General features: G+C 61.3%; 26 protein-coding genes. 10 read left to right on the top strand and 16 right to left on the bottom strand.

Going from position 1 to position 24515, the window contains the following annotated elements:
• From ACIOU9_RS13125 to gcl, 9 genes are all read right to left on the bottom strand, one after another.
• On the bottom strand, positions 1-1752 hold a 1752-nt coding region (locus ACIOU9_RS13125; RefSeq protein WP_402697171.1), incomplete at its 3' end, for a sigma-70 family RNA polymerase sigma factor.
• A gap of 408 nt (positions 1753-2160) precedes the next feature.
• Positions 2161-3471 carry a hypothetical protein gene (locus ACIOU9_RS13120; protein WP_133833937.1) on the bottom strand — a complete coding sequence of 437 codons (1311 nt, stop codon included), beginning with the start codon at positions 3469-3471 and terminating at the stop codon, positions 2161-2163.
• Positions 3468-4772, bottom strand: coding sequence for a glycosyltransferase (locus ACIOU9_RS13115; protein WP_402697170.1), 1305 nt, complete (start codon positions 4770-4772; stop codon positions 3468-3470). The genes ACIOU9_RS13120 and ACIOU9_RS13115 overlap by 4 nt, the downstream gene beginning before the upstream one ends.
• Before the next feature lie 56 nt (positions 4773-4828).
• Positions 4829-5749, bottom strand: coding sequence for an ATP-grasp domain-containing protein (locus ACIOU9_RS13110; protein WP_133833935.1), 921 nt, complete (start codon positions 5747-5749; stop codon positions 4829-4831).
• A complete protein-coding gene (locus ACIOU9_RS13105) occupies positions 5749-6663 on the bottom strand; it encodes a PIG-L deacetylase family protein (protein WP_402697168.1) in 915 nt (304 codons plus the stop codon). Before ACIOU9_RS13105 ends, ACIOU9_RS13110 begins: the two co-directional genes overlap by 1 nt.
• Positions 6664-7279: 616 nt before the next feature.
• Positions 7280-7498: an LPXTG cell wall anchor domain-containing protein gene (locus ACIOU9_RS13100; protein WP_133833933.1), complete on the bottom strand. Its 219-nt coding sequence runs from the start codon at positions 7496-7498 to the stop codon at positions 7280-7282.
• Between the two features lie 59 nt (positions 7499-7557).
• Positions 7558-7875, bottom strand: coding sequence for a hypothetical protein (locus ACIOU9_RS13095; protein ID WP_133833932.1), 318 nt, complete (start codon positions 7873-7875; stop codon positions 7558-7560).
• Positions 7876-8124: 249 nt separating this feature from the next.
• Positions 8125-9507 carry an allantoinase AllB gene (gene allB, locus ACIOU9_RS13090; RefSeq protein WP_133833931.1) on the bottom strand — a complete coding sequence of 461 codons (1383 nt, stop codon included), beginning with the start codon at positions 9505-9507 and terminating at the stop codon, positions 8125-8127.
• A 151-nt stretch (positions 9508-9658) separates the two neighbouring features.
• Entirely contained in the window at positions 9659-11452 is a 1794-nt protein-coding gene (gene gcl / locus ACIOU9_RS13085) for a glyoxylate carboligase (protein ID WP_133833930.1), read from the bottom strand.
• A gap of 60 nt (positions 11453-11512) precedes the next feature.
• On the opposite strand from gcl, the gene ACIOU9_RS13080 reads away from it, so the two are divergent.
• On the top strand, positions 11513-11647 hold the full coding sequence (locus ACIOU9_RS13080; protein WP_402697166.1) for a hypothetical protein: 135 nt from the start codon (positions 11513-11515) through the stop codon (positions 11645-11647).
• A gap of 72 nt (positions 11648-11719) precedes the next feature.
• Here ACIOU9_RS13080 and ACIOU9_RS13075 read toward each other — a convergent pair whose 3' ends face one another.
• Entirely contained in the window at positions 11720-12631 is a 912-nt protein-coding gene (locus tag ACIOU9_RS13075) for a 2-hydroxy-3-oxopropionate reductase (RefSeq protein ID WP_332731243.1), read from the bottom strand.
• Positions 12632-12656: 25 nt separating this feature from the next.
• Positions 12657-13460 carry a hydroxypyruvate isomerase family protein gene (locus tag ACIOU9_RS13070; RefSeq protein ID WP_133833928.1) on the bottom strand — a complete coding sequence of 268 codons (804 nt, stop codon included), beginning with the start codon at positions 13458-13460 and terminating at the stop codon, positions 12657-12659.
• Between the two features lie 641 nt (positions 13461-14101).
• Between ACIOU9_RS13070 and ACIOU9_RS13065 the strand changes: the two genes are divergently transcribed.
• The gene (locus ACIOU9_RS13065; protein ID WP_286172183.1) at positions 14102-15625 is read left to right on the top strand and encodes an NCS1 family nucleobase:cation symporter-1; all 1524 of its coding nucleotides are present in this window, start codon (positions 14102-14104) and stop codon (positions 15623-15625) included.
• Between the two features lie 8 nt (positions 15626-15633).
• Entirely contained in the window at positions 15634-16380 is a 747-nt protein-coding gene (locus ACIOU9_RS13060) for an aspartate/glutamate racemase family protein (RefSeq protein WP_133833927.1), read from the top strand.
• A gap of 160 nt (positions 16381-16540) precedes the next feature.
• Here the strand turns inward: ACIOU9_RS13060 and ACIOU9_RS13055 are convergent, their stop codons facing one another.
• Together ACIOU9_RS13055 and ACIOU9_RS13050 are read right to left on the bottom strand one after the other, a co-directional pair.
• Positions 16541-16765 (bottom strand): hypothetical protein, encoded by a 225-nt coding sequence (locus tag ACIOU9_RS13055; RefSeq protein WP_208294249.1) that lies wholly within the window; start codon positions 16763-16765, stop codon positions 16541-16543.
• A gap of 319 nt (positions 16766-17084) precedes the next feature.
• On the bottom strand, positions 17085-17771 hold the full coding sequence (locus ACIOU9_RS13050; RefSeq protein WP_105656618.1) for an SDR family oxidoreductase: 687 nt from the start codon (positions 17769-17771) through the stop codon (positions 17085-17087).
• A 174-nt stretch (positions 17772-17945) separates the two neighbouring features.
• Here ACIOU9_RS13050 and ACIOU9_RS13045 point away from each other — a divergent pair, with 174 nt between their 5' ends.
• The 6 genes from ACIOU9_RS13045 to ACIOU9_RS13020 all read left to right on the top strand — a co-directional run bounded on the left by ACIOU9_RS13045 (position 17946) and on the right by ACIOU9_RS13020 (position 22924).
• A complete protein-coding gene (locus tag ACIOU9_RS13045) occupies positions 17946-18158 on the top strand; it encodes a hypothetical protein (RefSeq protein ID WP_105656406.1) in 213 nt (70 codons plus the stop codon).
• Positions 18159-18191: 33 nt separating this feature from the next.
• Positions 18192-18725, top strand: coding sequence for a DUF488 family protein (locus tag ACIOU9_RS13040; protein ID WP_133833926.1), 534 nt, complete (start codon positions 18192-18194; stop codon positions 18723-18725).
• 348 nt (positions 18726-19073) lie between these two features.
• Positions 19074-20060 carry a siderophore ABC transporter substrate-binding protein gene (locus tag ACIOU9_RS13035; RefSeq protein ID WP_133833925.1) on the top strand — a complete coding sequence of 329 codons (987 nt, stop codon included), beginning with the start codon at positions 19074-19076 and terminating at the stop codon, positions 20058-20060.
• A gap of 92 nt (positions 20061-20152) precedes the next feature.
• On the top strand, positions 20153-21133 hold the full coding sequence (locus ACIOU9_RS13030; RefSeq protein WP_402471681.1) for an ABC transporter permease: 981 nt from the start codon (positions 20153-20155) through the stop codon (positions 21131-21133).
• Positions 21134-21137: 4 nt separating this feature from the next.
• Positions 21138-22172 carry an iron chelate uptake ABC transporter family permease subunit gene (locus ACIOU9_RS13025; RefSeq protein WP_105656410.1) on the top strand — a complete coding sequence of 345 codons (1035 nt, stop codon included), beginning with the start codon at positions 21138-21140 and terminating at the stop codon, positions 22170-22172.
• Complete coding sequence (locus ACIOU9_RS13020) at positions 22169-22924, top strand: ABC transporter ATP-binding protein (protein ID WP_105656411.1); 756 nt, start codon at positions 22169-22171, stop codon at positions 22922-22924. Before ACIOU9_RS13025 ends, ACIOU9_RS13020 begins: the two co-directional genes overlap by 4 nt.
• 97 nt (positions 22925-23021) lie before the next feature.
• On the opposite strand, the gene ACIOU9_RS13015 is transcribed toward ACIOU9_RS13020, so the two are convergent.
• Positions 23022-23288 carry a hypothetical protein gene (locus tag ACIOU9_RS13015; RefSeq protein ID WP_105656412.1) on the bottom strand — a complete coding sequence of 89 codons (267 nt, stop codon included), beginning with the start codon at positions 23286-23288 and terminating at the stop codon, positions 23022-23024.
• A gap of 86 nt (positions 23289-23374) precedes the next feature.
• On the bottom strand, positions 23375-23968 hold the full coding sequence (locus ACIOU9_RS13010; protein ID WP_133833922.1) for a GNAT family N-acetyltransferase: 594 nt from the start codon (positions 23966-23968) through the stop codon (positions 23375-23377).
• Positions 23969-24077: 109 nt separating this feature from the next.
• Between ACIOU9_RS13010 and ACIOU9_RS13005 the strand changes: the two genes are divergently transcribed.
• Positions 24078-24212, top strand: a complete 135-nt coding sequence (locus ACIOU9_RS13005; protein WP_286134664.1) for a hypothetical protein — start codon at positions 24078-24080, stop codon at positions 24210-24212.
• Between the two features lie 38 nt (positions 24213-24250).
• Here the strand turns inward: ACIOU9_RS13005 and ACIOU9_RS13000 are convergent, their stop codons facing one another.
• Positions 24251-24511, bottom strand: coding sequence for a GlsB/YeaQ/YmgE family stress response membrane protein (locus ACIOU9_RS13000; RefSeq protein WP_105656414.1), 261 nt, complete (start codon positions 24509-24511; stop codon positions 24251-24253).
• Between the last annotated feature and the right edge of the window lie 4 nt (positions 24512-24515).

The following is a 24515-nucleotide window of genomic DNA, read 5'->3' as shown; positions in this document are numbered from 1 at the left end:
CGTTGGTTCCGGAGTTGGTTCCGCAGTCGGCTCCACCGTTGGTTCCGGAGTTGGTTCCGCAGTCGGCTCCACCGTTGGTTCCGGAGTTGGTTCCGGAGTCGGCTCCACCGTTGGTTCCGGGGTTGGTTCAGGAGTCGGTTCCGGAGTTGGTTCCGGAGTCGGCTCCACCGTTGGTTCCGGAGTTGGTTCCGGAGTCGGCTCCACCGTTGGTTCCGGAGTCGGGTCGACTGTAGGCTCCACCGTTGGTTCCGGAGTTGGTTCAGGAGTCGGTTCCGGAGTTGGTTCCGGAGTCGGCTCCACCGTTGGTTCCGGAGTTGGTTCCGCAGTCGGCTCCACCGTTGGTTCCGGAGTTGGTTCAGGAGTCGGTTCCGGAGTCGGTTCCGGGGTTGGTTCAGGAGTCGGGTCCGCAGTCGGTTCCACTGTTGGTTCCGGAGTCGGTTCCGGAGTCGGCTCGATTGAAGGCTCCACCGTTGGCTCCGCAGTCGGCTCAAAAGTAGATTCAGAGGTCGCTTCAGGCGACGGTCTTGCCGCTGGCATATGTGACAGCGGGAAAAACGGCTTCGTGGATGGCGATTCCACTTGGTTTGTGAATTCTAATTCGTCTTTCGCATCAGGAACAGTTCGTCCAGTCAGGTCCCGCAAGAACATGGCACGGCTCATGACGGCAGATGGCTCGGCCCCAACAATCGGGGCTTCGACTCCTTCCAGCTGGGGCTGGACTGCGCTTTCGGGTGCGGCCCATTCTCTTTCATCATGCACGATCAGTTTCGGTATCAGACCGATGGCGGACGCTGTTACGGCGACACCCACCAAGCCAACGCCTAAAGTAACTGCCAGGCTACTACCTCCTGCAATACTCACACCGGCCCCCGAAGCAACAGAAGCTGCTGTCCCGGCAGTAGCTCCACCAGCAGCCGTTGCCGTGGCTGCCGAAGCTCCCATTCCTGCAATACCTCCCGAGGCAGGAATCCCCAGCGCAGTAATCCCTCCAACGACCAGAGGAAGGACGAAAGCACGCAAAGTAGCACCGATTTCGTCCAGTTCCCCGAACACTACTGCGCAATTCGCGCACGACTTCAAGTGCGCCTTGACTCCACGCTCGTTCCGGCTCCCCAGCGTTCCACGGATAAAGGCCGGCAGATGTTCACGAATATCGGAACAACTTGCGGGCAACCCTGACTGGCCATTCATATGCGCAGCCAAGTAGGCTTCGCGCAGTCCCTCTCGCGCACGTACTGCCAATGCGGAAACCGCATTGGGTGTCATGCCGAGCATTGGCGCAACGTCTCTCGGCGGCAGTTCCTCTACTTCGGTGAGCCACAGGACCGTCTTCCAGCGCTCGGTCAAGGCCTTGAACGCGAGGATGGCAAAGGTGGATTCATGGCGTTCCATCGCCTCGTCCGCGTGCGCATCGCCTGGCAGGAAGTCCTGGACGTCTTCGACGGTAATCTGCTTTGAGGCTGATTTGTTCCTGGAAAAGGCTTCGCGCGATACCGCAGTCAGTAAATAGGCGCGGAAGAACTCATCAGGCCCTGCCCCACGTTCGATGATACGGAAGACCCGCAGGAAAGCTTCGGAGACGACATCCTCGGCATCGGAAGGAGAGTTCGTATGCCTAAACGCTACGTTCAGCGCCACTTGCCTGTGCCGTCGATACAGGTGGTCCTGGGCCTCGCTGCTTCCGTTCCTAACGCCACGAATTAAATCTGCATCGCTGACGTCAGCAAAGCGTGCCCCAGAATCTATTGTCATTACGTCCCCATAACGTTTCACGCGACAGCGCCGGTACCCGCCGCCGATCGCCCCAAGGATTCCCCAATCCCCGGAGCCGGCAATCGGCAACCAATGCCCCGTCGACAATGCCGCCCGACTTTGGACGGCATTTTCATCCTTTAGAACCTATCAGGATTTTTCCAATATCTCTATGAAATGGGTTCGAAAATCCTGAAAGGTGGGCGAGCTCCATCCCCCAAGCTTGCAACTCGCCCACCCGTCAGCATCTTCCCCATAAGACAACTGGACGTCTCGAAACCTCATAATTCCTTGTTGCCCAGTTCAGCGCGTACATCACTTAGATACGCGGAAAAGGGAATCATGACGCAAGAATCCGGATTAATCTGAAATTTTTTCTTCGAGCCGGAATTCGCATAGATTCCGCGATTAGTCCGCACCCGGGCGAGTAGCAGGAACCTGGCTCCAAGCACCCTCCAATGCGGACCATATGCTGTCGTCCATTAACGAAGTGGGGGTAACGGAGACATGCAGCAATGAATGGTCCTCGGCATTCAGCAGTTCCTTGCTCACGGAACTGCTGTCCATGGAGCCTGCGCCTTCCCAAAGCCCGATTTCCAAGGAATACTTTTCAGGTTCCTGCTTCATGTACCGCTGTACCAATTCGTCTGTCGAAACCCGATTGGACGATGCGATGCCCCGAAAATTCCAGATGTTCAGGCGGTCAACCACGTTCAGAAGCTGCCCGTAGTCTTGGCCGGAATCAGGGCGTCCCCTTGGATCTCCGTTGGCAGGTGATCGCACATCCATGGTGAGCACCGGACCGGTTTCGTCCAGACTTCCAGCCACTTTCTTCATGATCGAGGTGACTGCGTTTGACCGCCATAGGTAGATTTGCTCTGACGTGGAATCAATCGTTCCGTCAGCAGACCTCGGCCAATCAGGGCGCTCGCTGAACTTCGCAAAGTTCTCCAAGTCATCCTCGCCGAACGTGTAGCTGGGAAACATCAGCTCCGTGACGTTGATGCCATCGGGTGCATAGCGCCGAACGGCTTCACTAACCAGCTCGACAAGCCTGGTATCAAGTCCATCCTCTTTCCACGCCGAGATACTTGCCCAGTTCTTGGAAGGATGCCCCTCGGAGTTGATTCCTGCTAGCGATGGACGGCGCTCCAGCTCTCTGCCCAGCAACGTATCGATATTCAAGTAGATTGTTCGAGGTCTACCCTGCTCATCGCAGCGGAAGGCACTAATCGCTTCAGCAACATAGTCCCGCCCGGTTTGCGTGACTTCGCTGGATTCGACATCGCGTTGGGCTGGCCAGGGGAAAGCCACCCAGTCGAGACGTCCAATGGAGAGCGATACTCCTGTCGCCCTGACCGAATTTAATCGACGGGCAATTTCCGGGATACGGGCAGGATCTTCGGCGGTAATATCTTCAAAACCGACGTTCACAACTCTGGAAAATCGGGGAAGTTGGGTGTCTGTCTTGGAGTGGCGCATGCCGAGGTTGTCTCCTGGGGAACTGGTGCCCTCTGCGCGAGGGGAATCTTGGCAGGCATGCTGCGGAGGCATCGGCTCGACCACCGTGGGGTCCGGCGTCGGGGTCGGTTGATGCGCTGCAGAAGTGGGGAATCTGGTCATGTAGCAAGCAGCCGCCAGCAAAAGAAAAGTCACCAAGCCCGCTATGGCTGCCATTGCCAGTTTCCGGCGTTGACGCTGCATCTTGGCCGCGCTCATGATCCGCTTCCAAGAATGGCAGAGAACTCACCGCTGGAAATGACACCGGTTCTTTGCAGCTTGTTCCATTTGGCGGGCCTCCCGCGGATCTCAAACGCTACCGCTGCGAGCATGGTGAGCCCCATCCCCGTGGCATAGAACGGCCATAGCGGTAGGGTCCACAGGTTCGCCAAATCCCTCCATGCAGTGTTCAGCGCAATGCCAAGAACCACCGAAGCCAGCGTGATTCCGATGCCAATCCAACCGACCACCATCGCGGTGCGACCAATTAAGGTTGCTTCTTCTTCGCCGCCGAAGGTAATCAGCCCGGCCGGGATGAAATAGAGCAATCCGGCAAGCACCAGGATCTGAGCCAGTGGCACCACCACCATCGTGAGAAAATTGAACAGCAGGAACACTCCGAACGGCCCGAACCGGGGGTTGCCGTGCATCCGCCAATGTATCTTGATCGATTGCAGCAGGCCCCGTGCCCAGCGGACTCGTTGCTTCCACAGCGCCTGCAGCGTAGAAGGTGACTCCGCCAAGACAATCGCGCGTGGTTCAAAAGCCACACGATACCCGGCACCATAGAAGCGCCAGGTCAATTCCAAGTCCTCTCCAACCGTATCGGTGCGGAACCCGCCAAGATCCCTGACCAGATCAGCACGGAATGCACCTATATTCCCGGAAACTACCGGCAAGCAATGAATCAGGGACAACGCCCGCCGAACAACCCCCGTTCCCAGATGCGAAAGGACCGAAAGCATCTTGGTCAGCACCCTATCCAGGTTTACAGGCCGGTCGTCACCGCAAACCGCCCCCACCTTCACATCGCGGAATCCAGTGAGCAACCACGGAATAGTCACCGGCGAAAAAATTCCGTCGGCATCGACAAAAACCAGTATCTCTCCAGTCGCGAGGGCAATTCCACGATTAAGTGCCGCGCCTTTGCCGGCATTCTCCTGGCTGATGGCCTGCACCAGGCGATGCTCTTGAGCCAGCTCACGCATCAGCCGTGCGGTGCCATCGGTGGATCCGTCATCGACAATCACCACTTCAGCGAGGTTTCCCTTGCTTCGGACAATTGATTCAACGCAGGCGCGCAATACCACTTCCTCGTTATAGGCCGGGATGATTACCGATACCCTGTAGTCCGGGATCTGCCCGAAATGCCTCGACGCCCGGGTTCGACGGCGGGGCCGCAGAATAGTGTTTGCCGGGCTGCCAGGAGGCAATGACGACAGCTTCCCGTAGCGGGTGAAAAGCAGACCCCGGCGGCATTCGAAAAGCAACGCCAAGGGGATCAACCCCAGCTTGAGCACACCGACGGAAAGGATGACTGCGGTCAGTGTGTAATAGCCAAGAACGAGTGCCGAACTCATGCACAGCCAACTTGCGCTGTGGACGCCACCCCGAGCAAGCGCAATGCAGCATCCAGCAGTTCCGGCGCGGACTGGCTATTGGCTCCGAAACGGGCATTGACCTCGAGCACCACCGGTTGCCCATCGCCACCCAGGCGCACGTCCATGTCTACCGGCCCGACCAGCTCCAGCGACTGCACTGCATTCTTGGCCACCCACGCAACATGAGCGGCTATTGGATCATTCGACTCGCAGCGGCGCACCGATACTGCGTTGCCCACGAGCCCCTCGCGCAGCTCGGTCTTCTCCACCACCACGCAGACCTCGATCTCCCCGGAATCAGGGTTCCTGAAGATCATCGGCGCGAATTCGCGTCCGGGGGCAAAGCGCTGCACAAGATCCCGCGTACCAGCCGGTACGCGGCCTGCCCCGAGGTCTCCTGCCGTAGCCAAGCGGACGCCCCGTCCTCCGCGCGATACGCGTGGCTTGATGATGATCTGCTCTTCCGGGCTGAACTGCGCCAAGGCTTCGCCACTGCCAGCGTTGATCCGGGCAAAATCGGGGACGGGCACGTTATCCCCTCGCAAAGTCAGCATCGTGTAGTACTTGTCGTCGCTGATCAGCACGGATTCTTTCGAGGAAATCAATAATCGGGCTCCGGCCGATTCCAGCAGCTCTCGGATACTCTCTGCCGAAAGCACCGGGAGTTCTTCGCTGACGGTCGGGATAACCAGTTCAGCTGAGTGCTGGAGAACAATCTCTTGAAGCCGAGTGGGGTACTGCTGGTGACCGGCTGCTGGCACCTGGTGGAAGGCGTCGAGCAGCGGATCAGTTATTGGCACCATGTCAGCGCCGATGACGCTATGTCCTCGCGCGTGCAGCTGGCGCGCAAGCGAGCTTCCTGCTGGACCTCCGACCCCGGTGACTAGGATCTTCATTAGAAATCTCCCACTGTGGTTGATACGAGGCGCATTACTTCAAATCCTTCGGCCCGCTGCTGCTTGACCTGGTTGCCACGGAAAGTAGCCATGGACTCGATCCGCGCACGGGTCATATAGGGCTTGTTCCGCTGATCGGCATGTAGCTTGATGGCTTCGACCTTGACGTCGGTGTAGTTCTCGACGTCAACGAAGAAGCTTGGAGAGAAATCATTGCCCACCGAGGGGCTCTCGAAGCAGAGTATGGAGGGCAGTCGCCTCCCGGCGCGCATTACTGCACGGTGCACCGCCTCATGGTCTTGGTGGATATCAGTAGCAGAATGAGTCAGCACGACATCCGGTCCGAAAGCAGCGATTTCCTCCTCGATCGCTGCAACCATCAGGTTGGAATTCTCCGACAGCCGCGTATCGCAAAAGGACCGCACCGTATGGGACTGGGCACCCAGGTAACCGGCTCCGCGTCGGGCTTCTTGAATCCTGCGAGGAGCATGTCCGCCACTTTCACCCTGCGACATGACCACGATACGAACATCATGGCCGGCATCCACCAATTTCGCGATGGTCGCACCGCAAGCCAGCTCGACATCATCAGGATGTGCTCCGACTGCCAGGAAGCGTCTCGGACGGGTGTTGTTCTGAGGCCTTCGTTGCAGCGTCAACATGGACAGGCAGAAAATCAACAATGAGATGGCCATCATTATGGCCACGACTGCCCCGATGTCCGACTGCCCTTGGAAGAGAAGATGCCAGCAGGCCGCGGCTACGAACACCAAGTTGCCAGCAATCCAAGCAACAAGGATGGTCTTGTAGTGCGTAAAGTCACGCACCAGCCATCGTCGTCCCCGCTGGCTCAATGCACTGAAGATCGCGGTTATAGAGGCCACAATGCCGAAGATTGCGAGTGACATACTCATGACGTTCTCTTTCTATGGAGCGTTCAGAAGCGGATCCTTTGCGTTCTTGGCTCTGGTCCTCCTGATAGCGAAGAAAGCCGCATCCCCATGCTGCGCCCGGATTGCTGGGAGATTCCTAAAGCGCATGCTTTCATGCCATCAACGAGTGTCCATTCGATGGATCCATAGAGTTAGAGGGCGCCTGGGTTCACTTCGTGACGGCACTTTCGCAGGAAATCCGAAACTGCGTGTCGGCGAGCAAGCAATACCGATGGCAGTGAGAGCTACAACTGTTAGCTCACTAATGGTTTCAACCGAGGTCCTAGATTCTGGTGACTCATCGCTGCAGGTTCACAGTGCGGAGGGAACCAGACCGGCGAAGTTCAGATGAGAACACCGGGCGGAGAGGCCATCAGCAACGCACCAAATAATCCGGCCGGTTGAGTCAAGCTCAGGACGGTCTGAAACAGCTGCCCGTTTTTTGCACATCGTCCAGATACGCAAAACGCCCGACCGGAAAATTAATTCCAGTCGGGCGTATGCGCGAACTATCTGCAAGAGCCTAGACGATCGGTCCTACGACGATCGCAAGAGCCTGCTCCGCGAACAGTTCACAGCCTCATTCGAATCCTAGGCTTTAGCCATGTCGGCGGTTGCTGCGCCGAGAAATCAGCACACCAGCAGCTGCCAAAAGGAGTCCAGCGATCAACACGTACATCGCAGTGAAACCTGTGTCCGCAAGCTTGTCATCCTTTTCAGATGGCGGCGGAGCTTCGGCTGAGCCTTCAGCCGGAGCTGCCTTCTGAACGAGATCTTCCTCGGCTTCATCGGATTCAGTAAGTTCCGTAGGATCCACAGTCGGCTCAGTCGGGTCAACTGGCTCAGTCGGGTCAACAGTCGGTTCCGAAGGCTACCTCATCTGCTGTCCTCTAAACCGCGGTTCAAGGCCCCGGTCCGGCGCAGGTCCCCGAGCGCCGAAAGCACTTCAATCCGCGGTGCTGGGAGTTGACGGGTACCGCTTGCTGGACTCGGAGCCTCATCACGCTCGGCCGGACGCTGATCAGCTGGAGAACCGTTGGCATGCCGGCGCCAATGGGCATAGGTCTTGAGCCCGAAGGCAAGGAGCACAGCCATGAGGATTGCGCCGAAGACCAGCGACACCTGGACCACTTCGCCCAACGCCAGATCGTCGACTTCTTTGCTCATAATCGAAGCAGCAGTAATCGCGTTCATACCCATTTCCTGTATTCAGAGTGACGGCTGCTCTATCCCCATAGTGCTGACAGTCTATGAGCTGGGCAGCCCAATCCTTTAACGCCACATCCAATCGATACCTGTTTGTTATGCGCCAGGGAAATAGCCTGCGTACCACCGGTGAATACGCTGCGAATCTGCGGTAGCCAAAGCACGCCGGGGCTATCATTGCCCACGGCGCGGCAGAGCCCCCGTCCTGCGGACAGGGGCTCTGCGAGGTACCGGTTCCTAGCTCTCGCGGCGGATCAGCTGACCCGTTGGATTCTGGAAGTCCACGTCGGTCCCGGCAATGATGGACCGGCGGACTACGCCGTTCAGGGTCTTGCCCTGGTACGGGGAAATCGGGTTCTTGTGGTGCAGCTTCTGGACATCCACCTCGAAGGTGTCCTCCGGAGCGAAGACCGCGAAGTCCGCGTCCTTGCCTACCTCGATGCTGCCCTTGGCGCCCAGTCCGGCAAGCTTCGCGGGATTCAGGCCCATCCACTGCACGACCTGTTCCAGCTTCAGTCCGCGCTTCTTCGCCTCGCTCCAGATCAGCGGCAGCCCCAGCTGCAGCGACGCCACCCCGCCCCAAGCCACGCCGAAGTCGCCGTTCTCCACATCCTTGAGGTCAATGGTGGATGGGGAATGGTCCGAAACGACGCAGTCGATGATGCCTTCCTCCAGGCCCTTCCACAGCAGCTCGCGGTTGTCATTCTCGCGGATCGGAGGGCAGCATTTGAAGGCTGTGGCGCCGTCGGGGATTTCCTCGGCCAGCAAGGTCAGGTAGTGCGGGCAGGTTTCCACGGTGAGCAGCACGCCCTCGGCCTTCGCTTCGCGGATCATCTGGAGCGCATCCGAGCTGGACAGGTGCAGCACGTGGGCGCGCACTCCGGTGGTGCGGGCACGCTCGATCACCTGCGCGATGGCGGTGTTCTCGGCATCGCGCGGGCGCGAGTCCAGGAAGCCGGCGTACTTGCCGCCCACCGGCTGCGGGGAGTTGCCGATGATATCGGAGTCCTCGGCGTGCACGATCATCAGCGAGTCGAAGGAGGCCAGTTCGGCCATGTCCTCTTCCATCTCGCCTACACTCAGGGACGGGAACTCGTCGACTCCAGAATGCAGCAGGAAGCATTTGAAGCCGAAGACTCCAGCTTCGTGCAGCTCGCGCAGATCCTTCTTGTTGCCCGGGATGGCACCGCCCCAGAATCCGACGTTGACATAGGCGTTCTTGGAAGCGGCCGCGCGCTTGATTTCCAGCGCTTCGAGGTTCACCGTGGGCGGGATGGAGTTCAGCGGCATGTCCACGATGGTGGTCACCCCGCCGGCAGCGGCGGCCTTGGTCGCCGACTCGAACCCTTCCCATTCGGTGCGTCCTGGCTCGTTCACGTGCACATGGGTATCAACGAGTCCGGGCAGCAGGACCTCGTCGGAGGCCACCTCGATGACGCGCTCTGCGGCCAGTCCGGCACCCAATTCCTGCACGGCGACGATCTTTCCGTCGCGCACGCCGATCTCGCGCGGGCCAATGCCCTGCGCGGTCAGCACTTGCTGGCCGCGCAGCACCAGGTCATAGGTGGTTCCGGTGGCGGTGGGGGACGATGTGCGGCCAACAGCTTCGTTGATGCTCATGAGGTGTTCCTACTCGTTAATTGCTAGGTGTTCTTGGGGCTCGGCAGCTCTATGCCAAGTCTAGGTTGCTGTGGCGCGGGGCACACCCGTATTGGTGAACCGGTGCCCCGCGCCAAACTTTGCGGGTTGCAGGTCAGCGACGACTGCCCTTTCACGCACCCACGGTGGCCGAGGCAGCCATCGGCACCAACGCGGTTGGTGCATCGGCGGCGTCCAAAGCCAGGTCTTCGAATTCATTGACTGCATCCAGCTGCGCGCCCATGGCGATGTTGGTGACCTTTTCCAGGATCACTTCCACCACAACCGGCACCTGGTGCTCTTCGGCCAGCGCATTGGCCTGCGCGAATCCGGCAGCCAGCTGGCTCGGATCCTCGACGCGCACGGCCTTGCAGCCCAGGCCCTCGGCGACCTTCACATGGTCCACGCCGTAGCCGTTGGTTTCCGGGGAGTTGATGTTATCGAAGCCCAGGGACACGTGGTAATCCATCTCGAAGGCGCGCTGCGATTGGCGGATCAGTCCGAGGTAGGAGTTGTTGACCACCACGTGCACGTACGGCAGCTTGAACTGGGCGCCGACGGCCAGCTCCTCGATCATGAACTGGAAATCGTAGTCTCCGGAGAGGGCCACGACCTTTTCCCCCGGCTTGCCGCGCACGACGCCCAGGGCGGCCGGTCCGGTCCAGCCCAGCGGGCCGGCCTGTCCGGCGTTGATCCAGTTGCGCGGCTTGTAGACATGCAGCATCTGCGCGCCGGCGATCTGGCTGAGCCCGATGGTGGACACGTAGGTAGTGTCCTGGCCGAAGGCGGCGTTCATTTCCTGGTAGACGCGCTGCGGCTTGATCGGCACGTTCTCGAAGTTGGTCTTGCGGTGCCCGGTGGACTTGCGGGCGGTGGCCTCGTTGGCCCAGGCCGAGTAGTCCGGCAGGGTGCCGGCGGCCTTACGCTCGCGCACGACTTCCAGGATGGCCTCGATGGCGGCGCCGGCATCCGAGGTGATTCCCAGGTCCGGGGAGAACACCCGGCCGATCTGCGTGCCTTCGATATCCACGTGGATGAATTTGCGTCCGGCGCGGTAGGTGGCCAGATCCCCGGTGTGGCGGTTGGCCCAGCGGTTGCCCAGGCCCAGCACCATATCCGATTCCAGGAAGGTCTGGTTGCCGTACTTGGTGTGCGTCTGGATGCCGACCATGCCCGACTGCAGGCGGTGGTCATCCGGGATGGCGCCCCAGCCCATCAGGGTCGGGGAGACCGGGATGTCCAGTTCCTCGGCGAGTTCGACCAGCTGCGCGCTGGCGTTGGCGTTGATCACGCCGCCGCCGGCGATGATGATCGGCTTGCTTCCGGAGAGCAGCAGGTCCACGATCTTCTCGGCCTGGCCGCGCGTGGCCTTCGGCTTCTGGACCGGCAACGGCTCGTAGGCATCGATGTCGAAGTCGATTTCGGCCATCTGCACGTTGATCGGCAGGTCGATCAGGGCCGGGCCCGGGCGGCCCGAGCGCATGATCTGGAAGGCCTTGGCGAAGGTGCCCGGAACCAGTCCCGGCTCCAGCACGGTCGAGGCGTACTTGGTCACCGGCTTGGCGATGGACTCGATGTCCACGGCCTGGAAGTCCTCCTTGTGCAGCACATTGGTCGGGGCCTGCCCGGTGATGCACAGCATCGGGATGGAGTCGGCGATCGCGGCGTACAGGCCGGTGATCATGTCGGTGCCGGCAGGGCCGGAGGTGCCCAGGCACAGGCCGATCTTGCCGGTGGCCCGCGAGTAGCCGTCGGCGGCGTGGCTGGCACCCTCGACGTGGCGGTGCAGGGTGTGGCGGATGCCGCCGTGGGCCTTCATGGCCGAGTACAGCGGGTTGATCGCGGCTCCTGGCAGGCCGAACGCCTCGGTGGCGCCCTCCTTGGCCAGGATCTGGACGACGGCGTCGATTGCGCGCATCTTAGGCATGGGAATACGTCCTTTGGAACGAGAAGAAGAAAAGAAGGATACCTACGGCGGGAAGCCAAGGTGCATGAGTCACCACAACGCCGCTTCCTTGAGCACCAGCTAGCGGCGATGAACTGGAACAAAGCCCATTGCGCAGCGGATACGGTGCGTCGGGCCCCTGCCGTGTACCAGGGGCCCGGCGGCACCGGAGCGTAGCCGGTATTGCGCGGCCGCTAGCTGAAGAAGCGGGTTACCTAGTTGTCCCCGCCGTAGGAAGATTTAGCGGCGCTAGGCCGGGACCGGGGCCTCGATTTTGCCGGCCAGGCGCTGCACCCCGCGGAAGAGGCCCGAATGATCCAGCGCCCCGTCGCCGGAAGCCACGGTGGAGGTGACCAGCTGGGCGACCAGTGCGCCCAGTGGCAGCACGACACCGGCTTCGCGGGCTGCGGAGGTCACGATGCCCATGTCCTTGTTGTGCAGGGCCAAGCGGAAGCCCGGGGCGAATTCGCGGTCCAGGATCTTCTGGGCCTTCTGGTCAAGCACCTTGGAGCCGGCCAGGCCGCCGCCGAGGACCTTGATGGCCGCGTCGGTGTCCACGCCATAGGCTTCGAGGAAGAGTACCGCTTCGGACAGGGCCTGGATATTGGCCGCGACGATCAGCTGGTTGGCCGCCTTGACGGTCTGCCCGGAGCCCGAAGGACCCACCAGCACGATGGTCTTGCCCACGGCTTCGAGCACCGGCTTGGCCGCCTCGAAGTCAGCTGGCTCGCCGCCGGCCATAATGGACAGCACGCCCTCGATGGCGCCGGCCTCGCCGCCGGAGACCGGGGCATCGAGCGGGCGCAGTCCGGCGTCGCGGGCCGCGGCCGCAAGCTCGACGGCCACGTCGGGACGGATCGAGGAGTTGTCGATCCACAGCGCTCCGGCCTTCGCGTTGGCGAGGACGCCCTCTGCGCCGAGGGTGACGGCCTGGACATCCGGGGAATCCGGGACCATGGTGATGACCACGTCCGCATTGGCCACGGCTTGCGCGATGGAAGCGGCCTTGGTTCCGCCAGCGGCGGCCAGCTCATTGCCGGCCTTGTCGCTGCGGTTGTAGCCGGTGACGTGATAGCCGGCGTTGACCAGGTTCTTGGCCATCGGCAGGCCCATGATGCCCAGTCCGATGAAGGCGATGTTCTGCGACATGTGATTCTCCAAAAATTCTTGTGCGAAAAGGTGTTCTCTAGACTGCGGCGCTGCTGCTGGCGCTCTGGAGCCAGTCGAAGGCGGTGGCCGCTTCCTGCTTGTACTCCAGGGCGACGTTGCCGGTGTAGCCCAACTCGCGCGAGCGCTTGATCCAGTCCTGCAGCGGCAGGTCCCCGGTGCCCGGAGCTCCGCGGCCCGGCGCATCGGCGATCTGGATATGGCCGAAGTCCTTGGCATGCGCTTCAATGACGGCGGCGACGTCATCGCCGTTGACTGACAGGTGGTAGAAGTCGGCCAGCAGCGCGATGTTCCCTTCGCCCTGGGCCTTGACAGCCTCGACGACCGCAAGCGCCTGGGCCGCAGTTTTCAGCGGGTAGGCTTCCGTGCCGGAGACCGGCTCGATCAGCACAGTGCCGCCGACCTTGGCCACGCCCTGGGCCGCGGCCACCAGGTTCTCCAAGGCCAGCGCATCCTGGGCCGCCGGGTCGGCGCCCTCGATGCGGTTGCCATACAGGGCGTTGAAGGCCTTGCAGCTGGTAGCTTCGGCGATCGCTACTACCGCGTCGATGTTGTCCTTGAATTCGGACTCGCGCCCCAGCCATGAAACCAGTCCGCGGTCGCCTGCCGGCATATCTCCGGCGAAGAAGTTCAGCCCGTCCAGCTGGACGCCGGCGTTGGCCAGCGAGGCGAGAAATTCGTCGACCTGCTTGCCGGAGGGGGCGGCTTCGCCAAATGGCCACCAGAATTCGACGCTGTCGAAACCCGCCTGCTTGGCGGCATCCGCGCGCTGCAGCAGCGGCAACTCGGTGAGGAGGATCGAGCAGTTCAGAGTGTAGGACACTGGATTTCCCTTCAAGAACACCTTCCAAAGATTCCGCTTTATGGAAGTTAGCTTTTGCTTTATGAAAACTCTAGGACGAGACGCCAATCACTGTCAAGAAGGTTTTGGGACGAAGTGCCGATGCGTGCAGAGCCGCGCAGAAGAGCGCTGCAGTGGCATCAGGACAGGAATGGCGCCCGGTGCGCTCCTGATAAAAGCTGGCTCATCAGTGGATTCCGGGAACGGAATAAAAGGCTCCGGAATCCGGACAAAATACCATCTGGTGAAATTATCATTTTCTATTGCGGGAATGTGATCCAGTGCATACAGTGGTGGTTACTCACCTGGCACATATCTCGGAGTGACTTCCTAGCTCAGGAGCAGCCATGCTTTTTCCACCGTGCATCACGCACAGCGCACAGCGGCTTGCCGTTGCGCCGCGCCCGGCCATGCCGCTTCTCGGCTCGCCGGCCGAGTTCTACGTTAATTTCGGACAGCCGATCTACCCGTAAGCGGGCCCGCCTACCTGTCCTGCGTCCCCGCAGGCAGGCACGGGCCGTTCCCCTGAACGCTCCGCTTCCCCAGATCTGTCATCTTCCCCTGCCGCAGTGCGCCCGAATGCGCCTGCCCGGATGCATGACCCTTTGACAAGGATGTCCATCATGTCGCAAAAGACCCCTGAAATGGTGCCCGAGGCCGCACCGCAGGAAAACCGGCCCGCTATCGACCGGGCCAATCCCTTCGAGTTGAGCGCGTCGCTCTACAACCAGGACCTGGCACCAACCACCCGCTCCGGACGCACCTGGAGCTCTTACAGCATCTTCACCCTGTGGGCCAACGACGTGCACTCGCTGGGCAACTACACCTTCGCCATCGGGCTCTTCGCGCTGGGCATGAGTGGCTGGCAGATCCTCGGCGCGCTGGGCATCGGAGCGGTCCTGCTCTTCGCGCTGCTGAACTTCTCGGGGTTCATGGGCGAGAAAACCGGTGTCCCTTTCCCGGTGATGAGCCGCATCGCCTTCGGCATCAACGGCGCCCAGATTCCCGCGCTGCTGCGCGGGGCCGTGGCCATTGCCTGGTTCGGCATCCAGACCTACCTCGCCGCCCAGGTCCTCGCCGTCATGGTGATTGCCGTGGCCCCGGGGTCCGCAGCCCTGGAGCAGACCAGCTTCCTGGGACTGAACGCCCTGGGCTGGATCTGCTTCGTCGCCCTCTGGGCGGTGCAGCTGGTCATCGTCAGCTACGGCATGGAGATGATCCGCAAGTACGAGGCGTTCGCCGGCCCGGTCATCCTGGCCACCTTCCTGGGCCTGGCCATCTGGATGCTCTTCGAATCGGGTTTCAACGTCTCGATGAGCACCGGCGAATCGAAGACCGGCATCGAGATGTGGACCGCGATGTTCGGCGCGGCCGCGCTGTGGGTCTCGATCTACGGCACCTTCGTCCTGAACTTCTGCGACTTCACCCGTGGCGCATCCTCCAAGAAGGCGATCGTCAAGGGCAACTTCTTCGGCATCCCGCTGAACATGATGTTCTTCGGCGCCATCGTGGTGGTCCTGACCGGTACGCAGTTCTCCATCAACGGCCAGGTCATCACCTCGCCGTCGGATATTGTCGGCGCGATCCCGAACACCTTGCTGCTGCTGCTGGCCTCCGCCGCCCTGCTGGTGCTGACCATCGCGGTGAACCTGATGGCCAATTTCGTGGCACCGACCTACGCATTGACCAACCTGCTCCCGAAGAAGCTGAACTTCCGCACCGCCGCACTGATCTCCGGGGTCATCGGCCTGGTCATCCTGCCCTGGAACTTGTACAACTCCCCCGAGATCATCAACTACTTCCTCGGCGGCCTGGGCGCGCTGCTCGGCCCGCTGTTCGGCATCATCATGGCCGACTACTGGCTGATCCGCAAAGCCCGGATCAACGTCATGGACCTGTACCGCTCGGATGCCGAAGGCACCTACTACTTCACCCGCGGCGTGAACTACCGGGCTGTCGGCGCACTGGTGATCAGCTCGGTGATCGCACTGGTGCTGGCCTTCGTCCCTGCCCTGCACATTGTCGGTCCGTTTGCCTGGTTCCTGGGTTCGAGCGCCGGTGCCCTGGCCTACCTGGCCTTGGCCAAGCGCCAGCACGATCTGGCAGACATCGATGGCGAGCCGATCGCCGTGGCACCAACCCACTAGGAAAACTCATGCGCATTCTGATCCTGAACGTCAACACCACGCAATCCATGACCCGCGCCATCGGGGATTCCGCCCGGCAGGTCGCCTCGCCCGGTACCGAGATCATCGAGCTGACCCCGGATTTCGGGGCTGACTCCTGCGAAGGAAATTTCGAGAGCTACCTGGCGGCCATCGCCGTGATGGACAAGGTGGTCCGCTACACCGAGCCATTCGACGCGGTCATCCAAGCAGGCTACGGCGAGCACGGCCGCGAGGGCCTGCAGGAACTGCTGGATGTCCCGGTCGTGGACATTACCGAAGCCGCCGCCTCCACGGCGCAATTCCTCGGCCACAAGTATTCGGTGGTCACCACGCTGGACCGCACGGTGCCGCTGATCGAGGACCGGCTGAAACTGGCCGGCCTGACCGACCGGCTCGCCTCGGTGCGCGCCAGCGGGCTGGGCGTGCTGGAACTGGAATCCGATCCGCAGCGCGCGGTAGCGGCCATCGTCGAGCAATCCCGCCAGGCAGTGGAGCACGACAAGGCCGAAGTGATCTGCCTGGGCTGCGGCGGCATGGCCGAGCTGGAGGAACAGGTGCGGCTGGCCACCGGCGTGCCAATTGTTGATGGCGTGCGCGCAGCGGTGACCATCGCGGAGTCGCTGGTCCGCATGGGGCTGAGCACCTCCAAGGTGCGCACCTACGCTCCCCCGCGGCCCAAGACCGTGAACGGCTTTCCCATGACCCCGGCGGCCGTCGTTCCGGCGGGTCTCTGAATGCCAAGCCAAATGGCAGGCTCAGCCCAGCGCGCTCACAGTCAGCCGTCCTAGAGTTATAAGTACCTCATGAAGGTGCGAGTGATGACAAAAGGAAACCCCGGTGCTTCGGCACCGGGGTTTTCTTCTTGCCCTGCTCTCCATCGAGGACCGGATTGGCCTAGGAGAATTCAGGCACCTTCGGCAATGCCATGTTCTTCGAGAAGAACTCGGCCAGTTCCGCGCGGGCAGTCAACGGCAAGACCTGGGCGACATACGTGTCCGGGCGGACGACAACCAGGGCTCCGGGCCGGTCGATCTTGCGCTCCGTGAAGATATCCTGATGCGGGATCGCGGCATAGACCTTCTCCCAGTCGGTGATCTGGACCTGGCCCACCTTCGGCATTGCCCGCACCCGGTGCGATAGCGCCCAGCACGAGGGCCGGATCCACGGCAGACCAGCCGATATCGTGCAGCAGCATGGCCAGCAGCACGATATTGGCACCGGCTTCCGGGTGATGGCCCAGCAGCTGATGGGCCATGGACACCGAATACAGGGTGTGCGCATAATTGCTCCGGAACGCGAGAAGCTCCTTGGCGTCCTCCCACCGCTTGCCCGCGGGCAGAAGGCTCCGCATCCACTCAGTGGAAGCCGCAGAACTTTCATCCGCAGACGCAGAACAGCCCTGCCCCCGTTGCGGAGGCAGGGCTGCGGCTGCGCATTCCTAGACGATCGCTTCCACGATCGGCATGTTCCCGTTGTAGAAGTTCACGGTGGAGCGGCGTGCTGCATTATTGGCCACCACATGGGTGATCACTTCGGCGACGTTCTCGCGCGAGGTCTGCGATGCCTCGCCTTCAACGTCTGCTCCGTTCACCTTGCCTGCCTTGTCAGCCAGCACCACGCGCTGGCTGGCCGGTTCCAGGGTCAGCGCCCCCGGGCCCAGGATCGTGTAGTCCAGCTCCGTGCCGCGCAAGTACGCGTCGGCGTCGTGCTTGGCCTTGGCATAGGTGTAGAACGAGTTGGCCGGATCCAGGCTGTCCACATCCACCAGGGCGCGGCTGTAGGAGACCATCACGAAGCGGTCCACGCCGGCCTGCTTGGCGGCCTGCATGGAACGCACCGCGGCATCATAGTCCACGGCGCGGGTGCGATGCTCGTTGCCGCCACCGGCACCTGCGGAGAAGACGATGGCGCTTGCACCGGAAAAGGCCTGGGCCAACTGATCCACGCCAGCGCTTTCGATGTCGATGACTACTGGGGTGGCGCCCGTGGCGCTGATGTCGGCTGCATGCTCCGGGTTGCGGATCAGCGAGTTGACCGCGTAGCCGCGCCCAACCAGCTTGGGCGCTGCCAGCAGGGCAACCTTCCCATGTCCGCCAATGAGAACTACTCGATTTTCTTCAGCCATGAACTGCTCCTTCTGATCGATGCTCGTATTCGGCACAACAAGGCCTGCCACGAGCCTATTCCCGGCGAGCTTTGGCGACGACTTTCTGAGTGCCAGCTTGATAGCGGTCATTTCGGCTGGCAATGGGCGTACGCTCGGGTTCATAGAATTCGCACTCGACCCAGGATGAAGCTCATGAAGCAGAGAACCTTGAACTTGGAACTGAGCAATGACCAATTCGCGGACCTGGCCAATGCGCTGGAGGACCACCGGGACTATTTCAAGAAACGCGCCGATGAAGCAACACTCGGCTTCGGGCTCGACACCGGCTACTGGCAGTCCCGTGCTGCCGAAGTCGAAGAGCTGCTCCAACTAGTCCTCAGCTCCGCCAAGCACGATCAGCATTAGCCCCGCCCCTTCCCCACCCAAGGAGCCAGCATTTTGCCCGCTGGAATTTTCACCATTGGACATTCGGCACGATCCATCGAGGATTTCCTCGCACTGCTAACGCAGTACGGAGTCACGAATGTTGTGGATGTCCGCAAACTGGCCGGCTCCCGCAAATTCCCGCAGTTCAATGCGGATGCCTTGGAAGCCTCCTTGAGCACGGCAGGAATCAGCCTGCACCACGCGGAAGCGCTGACCGGCAGGCGTCCTGTGAGCCGAAGCGTCGATTTCGCAGTCAACGCATGGTGGACGAACCGCAGCTTCCATAATTACGCCGACCATGCCCTCGGGGACGATTTCCTGCAGGCGCTCCAGCGGTTGCAGGCGCGGGCCGCCGGCCAGAAGACGGCGATCATGTGCGCCGAAGCTGTATGGTGGCGTTGCCATCGCAGGATCATTGCTGATCATCTGCTGGCCCGCGGTGCCGAGGTATTCCACATCATCGATGGGCATCCGGCCAAACCTGCCGAGCTGAGCCCGGGCGCGGTGATCGACCAGCAGTCGCGGATCACCTACCCGGCAGCCTGATACCGGCGCGCAAAACGGGCATCAATGGCAGCATCTGCGCCAGGGCTCGGCTCATGCAATGAGCTGGAGGTGCAATTCATTACGCTGCCTGACGCAGCTTCCTCCATGCCTTCGGACACTAATTAAACAAGGCCGATGATCGTTATTTCTCCCTGAAATAGCCCAGTCAGCTGGGGCAAGCCTCATCAAGAGCCGCATTTACGGACGGTTCCAGCCTTGAATTCGCGCATTTGGGTGACCTAGCTAACATAAGAGCCGTTTGGCTTAATTCGCTCAGATAAGGCTAAGCTAATTATCAGATCACTCAATAGCGCAACCAACGCCGGTTGCTGTCCGAAGAAGGAATACATGTCCTCCATGAAGCTTCGCGCTGCCGTACTGCTGAGCATCGCCGCACTGTCACTGACCGCTTGCGGTTCCGCTACCGATACGGCAGCTGAGGCCAAGGCTGGCGACACCAAGACCGTCACCATCACCGACAATGAAGGTGAGAAGAAGATCGAGGTTCCCGCGAAGTCTGTCGTTGCCACGGATAACCGCACCTTCGAGACCCTGGATTCCTGGGGCATCAAGCTCACCGCAGGCGCTGTCTCGCTGATGCCGGATACCATCTCCTACACCAAGGACGAGAACATCCTGGACTTGGGCAGCCACAAGGAACCGAACCTGGAATCAGTTGTCACCGTCGACCCTGACCTGATCATCAACGGCCAGCGCTACACCCAGCACGCCGCGAAGTTCAAGGAACTGGCTCCGGAAGCCGCCATCATTTCGCTGGACCCACGCGAAGGCGAGCCATTTGACGCTGAGCTGGAACGCCAGGTCACCACCCTGGGCGAGATCTTCGGCAAGCAGGCCGAGGCCAAAAAGCTCGTTGAGGACTTCGAAGCCGCCGAGAAGCGCGTCACCGATGCCTACGACAAGGACCAGACCGTCATGGGCCTGATCGCCTCGGGCGGCGAGCTGGGCTACTCGGCTCCTACCACCGGCCGCACCGTCGGCCCGATGTTCGACTTCCTGGGCCTGACCCCGGCGCTGAAGCTCGACGAATCCTCCACCGACCACGAGGGCGACGACGTTTCGGTCGAAGCCATCGCCAAGTCCAACCCGGACTGGATCATCGTCATGGACCGCGACGCAGCGGTTGAAGCCGACGGTGCGGACTACCAGCCGGCAAAGGACCTGCTGGAGAAGTCCGAGGCGCTGCAGAATGTCACCGCCTCGAAGGAATCCCAGGTTGTCGTCATGCCTGCTGACACCTACACCAACGAGAGCATCCAGACCTACACCGAGTTCCTGAATACTTTCGCTGACGCGCTGGAAGCTGCCAAGTAGCATTCCGGACACCCCAGCCAGCTAGTGGCGAAGCCGTATTCCGGCTTCGCCACTAGAGCTGTTTTCCCACCACTTATTTCCACGGCGGCATAATGACAAGCACGACCTCCCCGGCCCGGACCAAGAGCAAGGTCCTTTCCGGAAAACTCGCATTGGGCATCCTCGCAGTGCTGGTGCTGCTGGCGTTCTCCCTGTTCACCGGCGTCTACGACATCTTCGGCAAGGACGACGGCGCGATGATGTTCGCCGTCACCCGCATTCCGCGCACCATTGCACTGGTACTGGCCGGAGCGGCCATGGCCATGAGCGGATTGGTGATGCAGCTGCTGACCCAGAACCGCTTCGTGGAGCCGACCACCACCGGCACCACCGAATGGGCGGGCCTGGGCCTACTGACCATGCTGGTACTCTTCCCCAGCGCGTCGCTGCTGGCCAAGATGAGCGTCGCGATTGTCTTCGCCTTCATCGGCACCATGATCTTCTTCCTGTTCTTGCAGCGCATTTCGCTCAAGGCCTCGCTGACCGTGCCGATCGTGGGCATCATGCTCGGTTCCGTGGTCGGCGCCTTCTCCACCTTCTTCGCGCTGTCCACCGACAAGCTGCAGTCCATGGGCATCTGGCTGGCTGGTTCCTTCACCTCTGTGATCCGCGGGCAGTACGAGGTGCTGTGGATCGTGGCCATCGTCGCCATTGCCATCTACATCGTGGCCGACCGCTTCACCGTAGCAGGGCTCGGCGAGGAAATCGCCACCAACGTCGGGCTGAATTACCGCCAGGTGATGCTGCTGGGCACCGCGCTGATCGCGGTCGCTACCGGCGTGGTCACCGTGGTCATCGGCAACCTGCCATTCCTCGGCCTGATCGTGCCGAATATCGTCTCGATGGTCCGCGGTGACGACCTGCGCAGCAACCTGCCCTGGGTCTGCCTGCTGGGCATCGCGATCACCACGGTGTGCGACCTGATCGGCCGCACCATCATCATGCCGTTCGAGGTCCCGGTCTCCCTGATCCTGGGCGTACTCGGCGCGGCCGTCTTCATCTTCCTGCTTCTGAGGCAGCGTAAAGTTGGCTAATCTCATGACTCATCCCGCTTTGGGCATCCACCACTCCGCCCGTTCTGCCGGGCCGCTGCCCACCAAGAAGGTCCGCAAGCGATACTGGATCACCCTGTCCATCATGATCGGGCTGGCCCTGTTCTTCGGGATCGGCCTGCTCGCCTGGGATAACCCCATGCCATTTGGCTCCGACGGATTCTGGATCATCGCCAAGCTGCGCGCCAGCAACATCCTGACCATGGTGATCGTGGCCGCCTGCCAGTCCATCGCCACGGTGGCTTTCCAAACGGTGACCAACAACCGCATCATCACCCCGTCGATCATGGGCTTCGAAGCCTTGTACCGGGTGGTGCAGACCGGTGCGATCTTCGTGCTGGGCGTTGCCGGGGTGACCTTCTTCACCGGAGTCAGCCAGTTCGTCCTGCAGGTGGCGATCATGGTGGGCCTCTCGGTGGCGCTGTACGGCTGGCTGCTTTCGGGCAAGCTGGGCAACATCCAGATCATGCTGCTGGTGGGCATCATCATCGGCACCGGGCTGGGCTCGATCTCGACCTTCATGCAGCGCCTGCTGACCCCGAGCGAATTCGATGTCCTCACCGCACGCCTGTTCGGCTCGATGGCCAACGCCGACATGAGCTACATGCCGGTGGCCATCCCGCTGGTGGCCATTGCCGGCGGCTACCTGGTGCTGTCCTCGAAGAAGATGAACATCCTGGCCTTGGGCAAGGAAACCACCATCAACCTGGGGATCAACCACCGCCGCGAGGTCATGAAGACCTTGTTCTTCGTATCGATTCTCATGGCGGTCACCACCGCACTGGTGGGCCCGCTGACCTTCCTCGGCTTCCTGGTGGCCACCTTGGCCTACCAGCTGGCGGACACCTACGACCACCGCTACATCTACCCGATGTCCTTCCTCATCGGCTTCGTGGTCCTGGCCGGCGCCTACTTCGTCATGAAGAACATCTTCTACGCAGAAGGCGTGGTCGGCATCATCATCGAAGCCGTCGGCGGCATTACATTCCTGATCTTCATCCTGCGAAAGGGCCGGCTGTGATTACCCTCAATTCCGTCAGCAAGAAGTACAGCTCCACGGTCTCCATCGGCCCGGTCAGCTTGGAAATCCCCACCGGCGGCATCACCGCCCTGGTAGGCCCGAACGGCGCCGGCAAGTCCACCATGCTCACCATGGTCGGGCGCCTGCTGGGCATCGACCAGGGTTCCATCGAGGTCTCCGGCTACGACGTATCCAAGACCAACTCGAAGGATCTGGCCAAGATCGTCTCGATCCTGCGCCAGGAAAACCACTTCGTGACCCGCCTGACCGTGCGCCAGCTGGTGGGCTTCGGCCGCTACCCGCACTCCAAGGGCCGGTTGACCCAGGCCGATGAAGAGATCATCTCGCGCTCCATCGACTTCCTGGACCTGGGCGAATTGGAAAGCCGCTACCTCGATGAGCTCTCCGGAGGCCAGCGCCAGCGCGCCTACGTGGCCATGGTCCTGGCCCAGGACACCGACACGGTGCTGCTCGATGAGCCGCTGAACAACCTAGACATGAAGCACTCGGTAGTGATGATGCAGCACCTGCAGCGCGCTGCCCGCGAGCTGAACCGCACCATCGTGATCGTGCTGCACGACATCAACTTCGCCGGCCACTACGCCGACTACATCTGCGCAATGAAGCAGGGCAAGGTCGTCGAGTTCGGCACCCCTGATGAAATCATGTGCGATGAGGTGTTGACCAAGGTCTTCGAAACCCCGGTAAAGGTCATCCCGGGCCCCAATGGCCCGCTGGCGGTTTACTACTAGGCAACGCCATGAACACCAAAAGTTGAGCCCCGTGAACGACAACTAGTTCATGGGGCTCAACTGCATCCATTCACCCGCACTGCGGGCCCTGCTTTTGCTATTGCTTGGACTTCCCCAGCGCATTGATCGCGTCAACCATCGTCACGCCCGGATGCTGACGGCGGTATTCCTTCACATCCCGGGGTGAGAGCCCCTGTGCATCGACGGTGATTTCCTGGGGCTTCGGACTGCCAGTCCAACCCCAAAGCATCAAGGTCCAGCTGCCTACGAGCAACCCCCAGGTAGGTTCCTCCGACAGCGCCATGAGCAGAATAGCGGCGGTTGCCAGCGCCAAAAGAACACTGGTGCGCGTTGATTTGCCCATGGGACCGCCTAGCTCGCTGGGGTGGTGCTGTTCCCTTCCAGCCTTTCAAAGAACACACCGGTGATCAAGGATCCATCCCTCATCCTTTAGCAGGAGGCCTGGGCCGTCCATTCCTCAGCCAACAGCGCGTAGCCCACGGAATCCATCCATTCACCGCTGCGATGCAGGCTGTCCTTGCGGCCATGGAATTCCTTGCGCATCCCCAAACGCTCCATCAGTCTCCATGATGGCTCATTGGCGGCAAAGCATTCGGCAGTAACCCTGCGCAGGCCAAGAGGGCCGAAGCACAGGCCCATGGCAGCGGCAACGGCTTCAGTGGCGTAGCCCTTGCCACCGAAGGAGGGATCGAAGCTCCAGCCGAGGTTGCCCTCAACGCCCTTGGCGCGCTGCTCAATTTCGCTTTGCCCCCAGCCATCCACGATATCCAGCATGACCGTGCCAATCAGCTGGGTCCCCTGCCCGGTGTCCAGTTCCACAGCCAGGTTCCTCAGCGGATAGTCCTTCGCGAAGAACAGCGAACGGAATTCTTCCACGGTTGCTGGGCCAGCGGTAATCCACTGGGTGACATCGGCAAGCTGCCGGTAGCGCCAGAGGTCTTCCACATCAGCCGAATTCACGCGACGCAGGGACAGGCGTTCAGTGCGTACCGGCCAGCTGATCTTTTTCAGCGCATCTTCCATTCCCCAAGCCTAGCCCTACGGTTTCCAGGCGGTCCTGGCCGCCACGTTCGCTCGACTGGGATCTGCCTGGTCTTGTCGATGATGGCCTTCGTAGCGGAGGGCGCCTTGCATGCCAAGCTGGATGATTCGCGCTGCACCTGGCCCCGCGCTGTCCTGGGCACTGCAGGTTCTCACCGGCATCATGCAGGCGTTGCGGCAGAAGGAAACGGGCGGGATCCATAAGGATCCCGCCCGTTCCCATTAGCCAGCGCCATCAGGCTGCAGGCAGTTCAGCGCATGCCCCTAGTCGCGTTTGCTGCTGACAAAACCCCAAATGACCAGGACCAGCAGCGAGCCGCCGATGGCCAGCAGCCAGGTGGACAATGACCAGAACTCGCTCACTCCGACACCGAAAACTGCCGAGCCAATCCAGCCTCCCAGCACCGCCCCGACCACGCCGAGCAGCAGCGTGGCAAGCCAGCCGCCTCCCTGCTTTCCGGGCTTGATTGCCTTCGCGATCGCACCGGCAACGAGGCCAAGGATGATCCAACCGATTATTCCCATGCAT

It is taken from the genome of Glutamicibacter sp. NPDC087583 (assembly GCF_044743685.1).
Classification (GTDB): Bacteria; Actinomycetota; Actinomycetes; order Actinomycetales; family Micrococcaceae; genus Glutamicibacter.
This window is presented reverse-complemented; position numbering and strand designations above follow the sequence as displayed.

Bases quoted from the DNA above. Each gene is read 5' to 3' on its own strand.
- ACIOU9_RS13120 (WP_133833937.1), bottom strand. From the start codon at position 3,471: ATGAGCGCGGCCAAGATGCAGCGTCAACGCCGGAAACTGGCAATGGCA.
- ACIOU9_RS13110 (WP_133833935.1), bottom strand. From the start codon at position 5,749: ATGAAGATCCTAGTCACCGGGGTCGGAGGTCCAGCAGGAAGCTCGCTT.
- ACIOU9_RS13105 (WP_402697168.1), bottom strand. From the start codon at position 6,663: ATGAGTATGTCACTCGCAATCTTCGGCATTGTGGCCTCTATAACCGCG.
- ACIOU9_RS13095 (WP_133833932.1), bottom strand. From the start codon at position 7,875: ATGAACGCGATTACTGCTGCTTCGATTATGAGCAAAGAAGTCGACGAT.
- allB (WP_133833931.1), bottom strand. From the start codon at position 9,507: ATGAGCATCAACGAAGCTGTTGGCCGCACATCGTCCCCCACCGCCACC.
- gcl (WP_133833930.1), bottom strand. From the start codon at position 11,452: ATGCCTAAGATGCGCGCAATCGACGCCGTCGTCCAGATCCTGGCCAAG.
- ACIOU9_RS13065 (WP_286172183.1), top strand. From the start codon at position 14,102: ATGTCGCAAAAGACCCCTGAAATGGTGCCCGAGGCCGCACCGCAGGAA.
- ACIOU9_RS13060 (WP_133833927.1), top strand. From the start codon at position 15,634: ATGCGCATTCTGATCCTGAACGTCAACACCACGCAATCCATGACCCGC.
- ACIOU9_RS13055 (WP_208294249.1), bottom strand. From the start codon at position 16,765: ATGCCGAAGGTGGGCCAGGTCCAGATCACCGACTGGGAGAAGGTCTAT.
- ACIOU9_RS13050 (WP_105656618.1), bottom strand. From the start codon at position 17,771: ATGGCTGAAGAAAATCGAGTAGTTCTCATTGGCGGACATGGGAAGGTT.
- ACIOU9_RS13045 (WP_105656406.1), top strand. From the start codon at position 17,946: ATGAAGCAGAGAACCTTGAACTTGGAACTGAGCAATGACCAATTCGCG.
- ACIOU9_RS13035 (WP_133833925.1), top strand. From the start codon at position 19,074: ATGTCCTCCATGAAGCTTCGCGCTGCCGTACTGCTGAGCATCGCCGCA.
- ACIOU9_RS13030 (WP_402471681.1), top strand. From the start codon at position 20,153: ATGACAAGCACGACCTCCCCGGCCCGGACCAAGAGCAAGGTCCTTTCC.
- ACIOU9_RS13025 (WP_105656410.1), top strand. From the start codon at position 21,138: ATGACTCATCCCGCTTTGGGCATCCACCACTCCGCCCGTTCTGCCGGG.
- ACIOU9_RS13015 (WP_105656412.1), bottom strand. From the start codon at position 23,288: ATGGGCAAATCAACGCGCACCAGTGTTCTTTTGGCGCTGGCAACCGCC.
- ACIOU9_RS13010 (WP_133833922.1), bottom strand. From the start codon at position 23,968: ATGGAAGATGCGCTGAAAAAGATCAGCTGGCCGGTACGCACTGAACGC.
- ACIOU9_RS13005 (WP_286134664.1), top strand. From the start codon at position 24,078: ATGCCAAGCTGGATGATTCGCGCTGCACCTGGCCCCGCGCTGTCCTGG.
- ACIOU9_RS13000 (WP_105656414.1), bottom strand. From the start codon at position 24,511: ATGGGAATAATCGGTTGGATCATCCTTGGCCTCGTTGCCGGTGCGATC.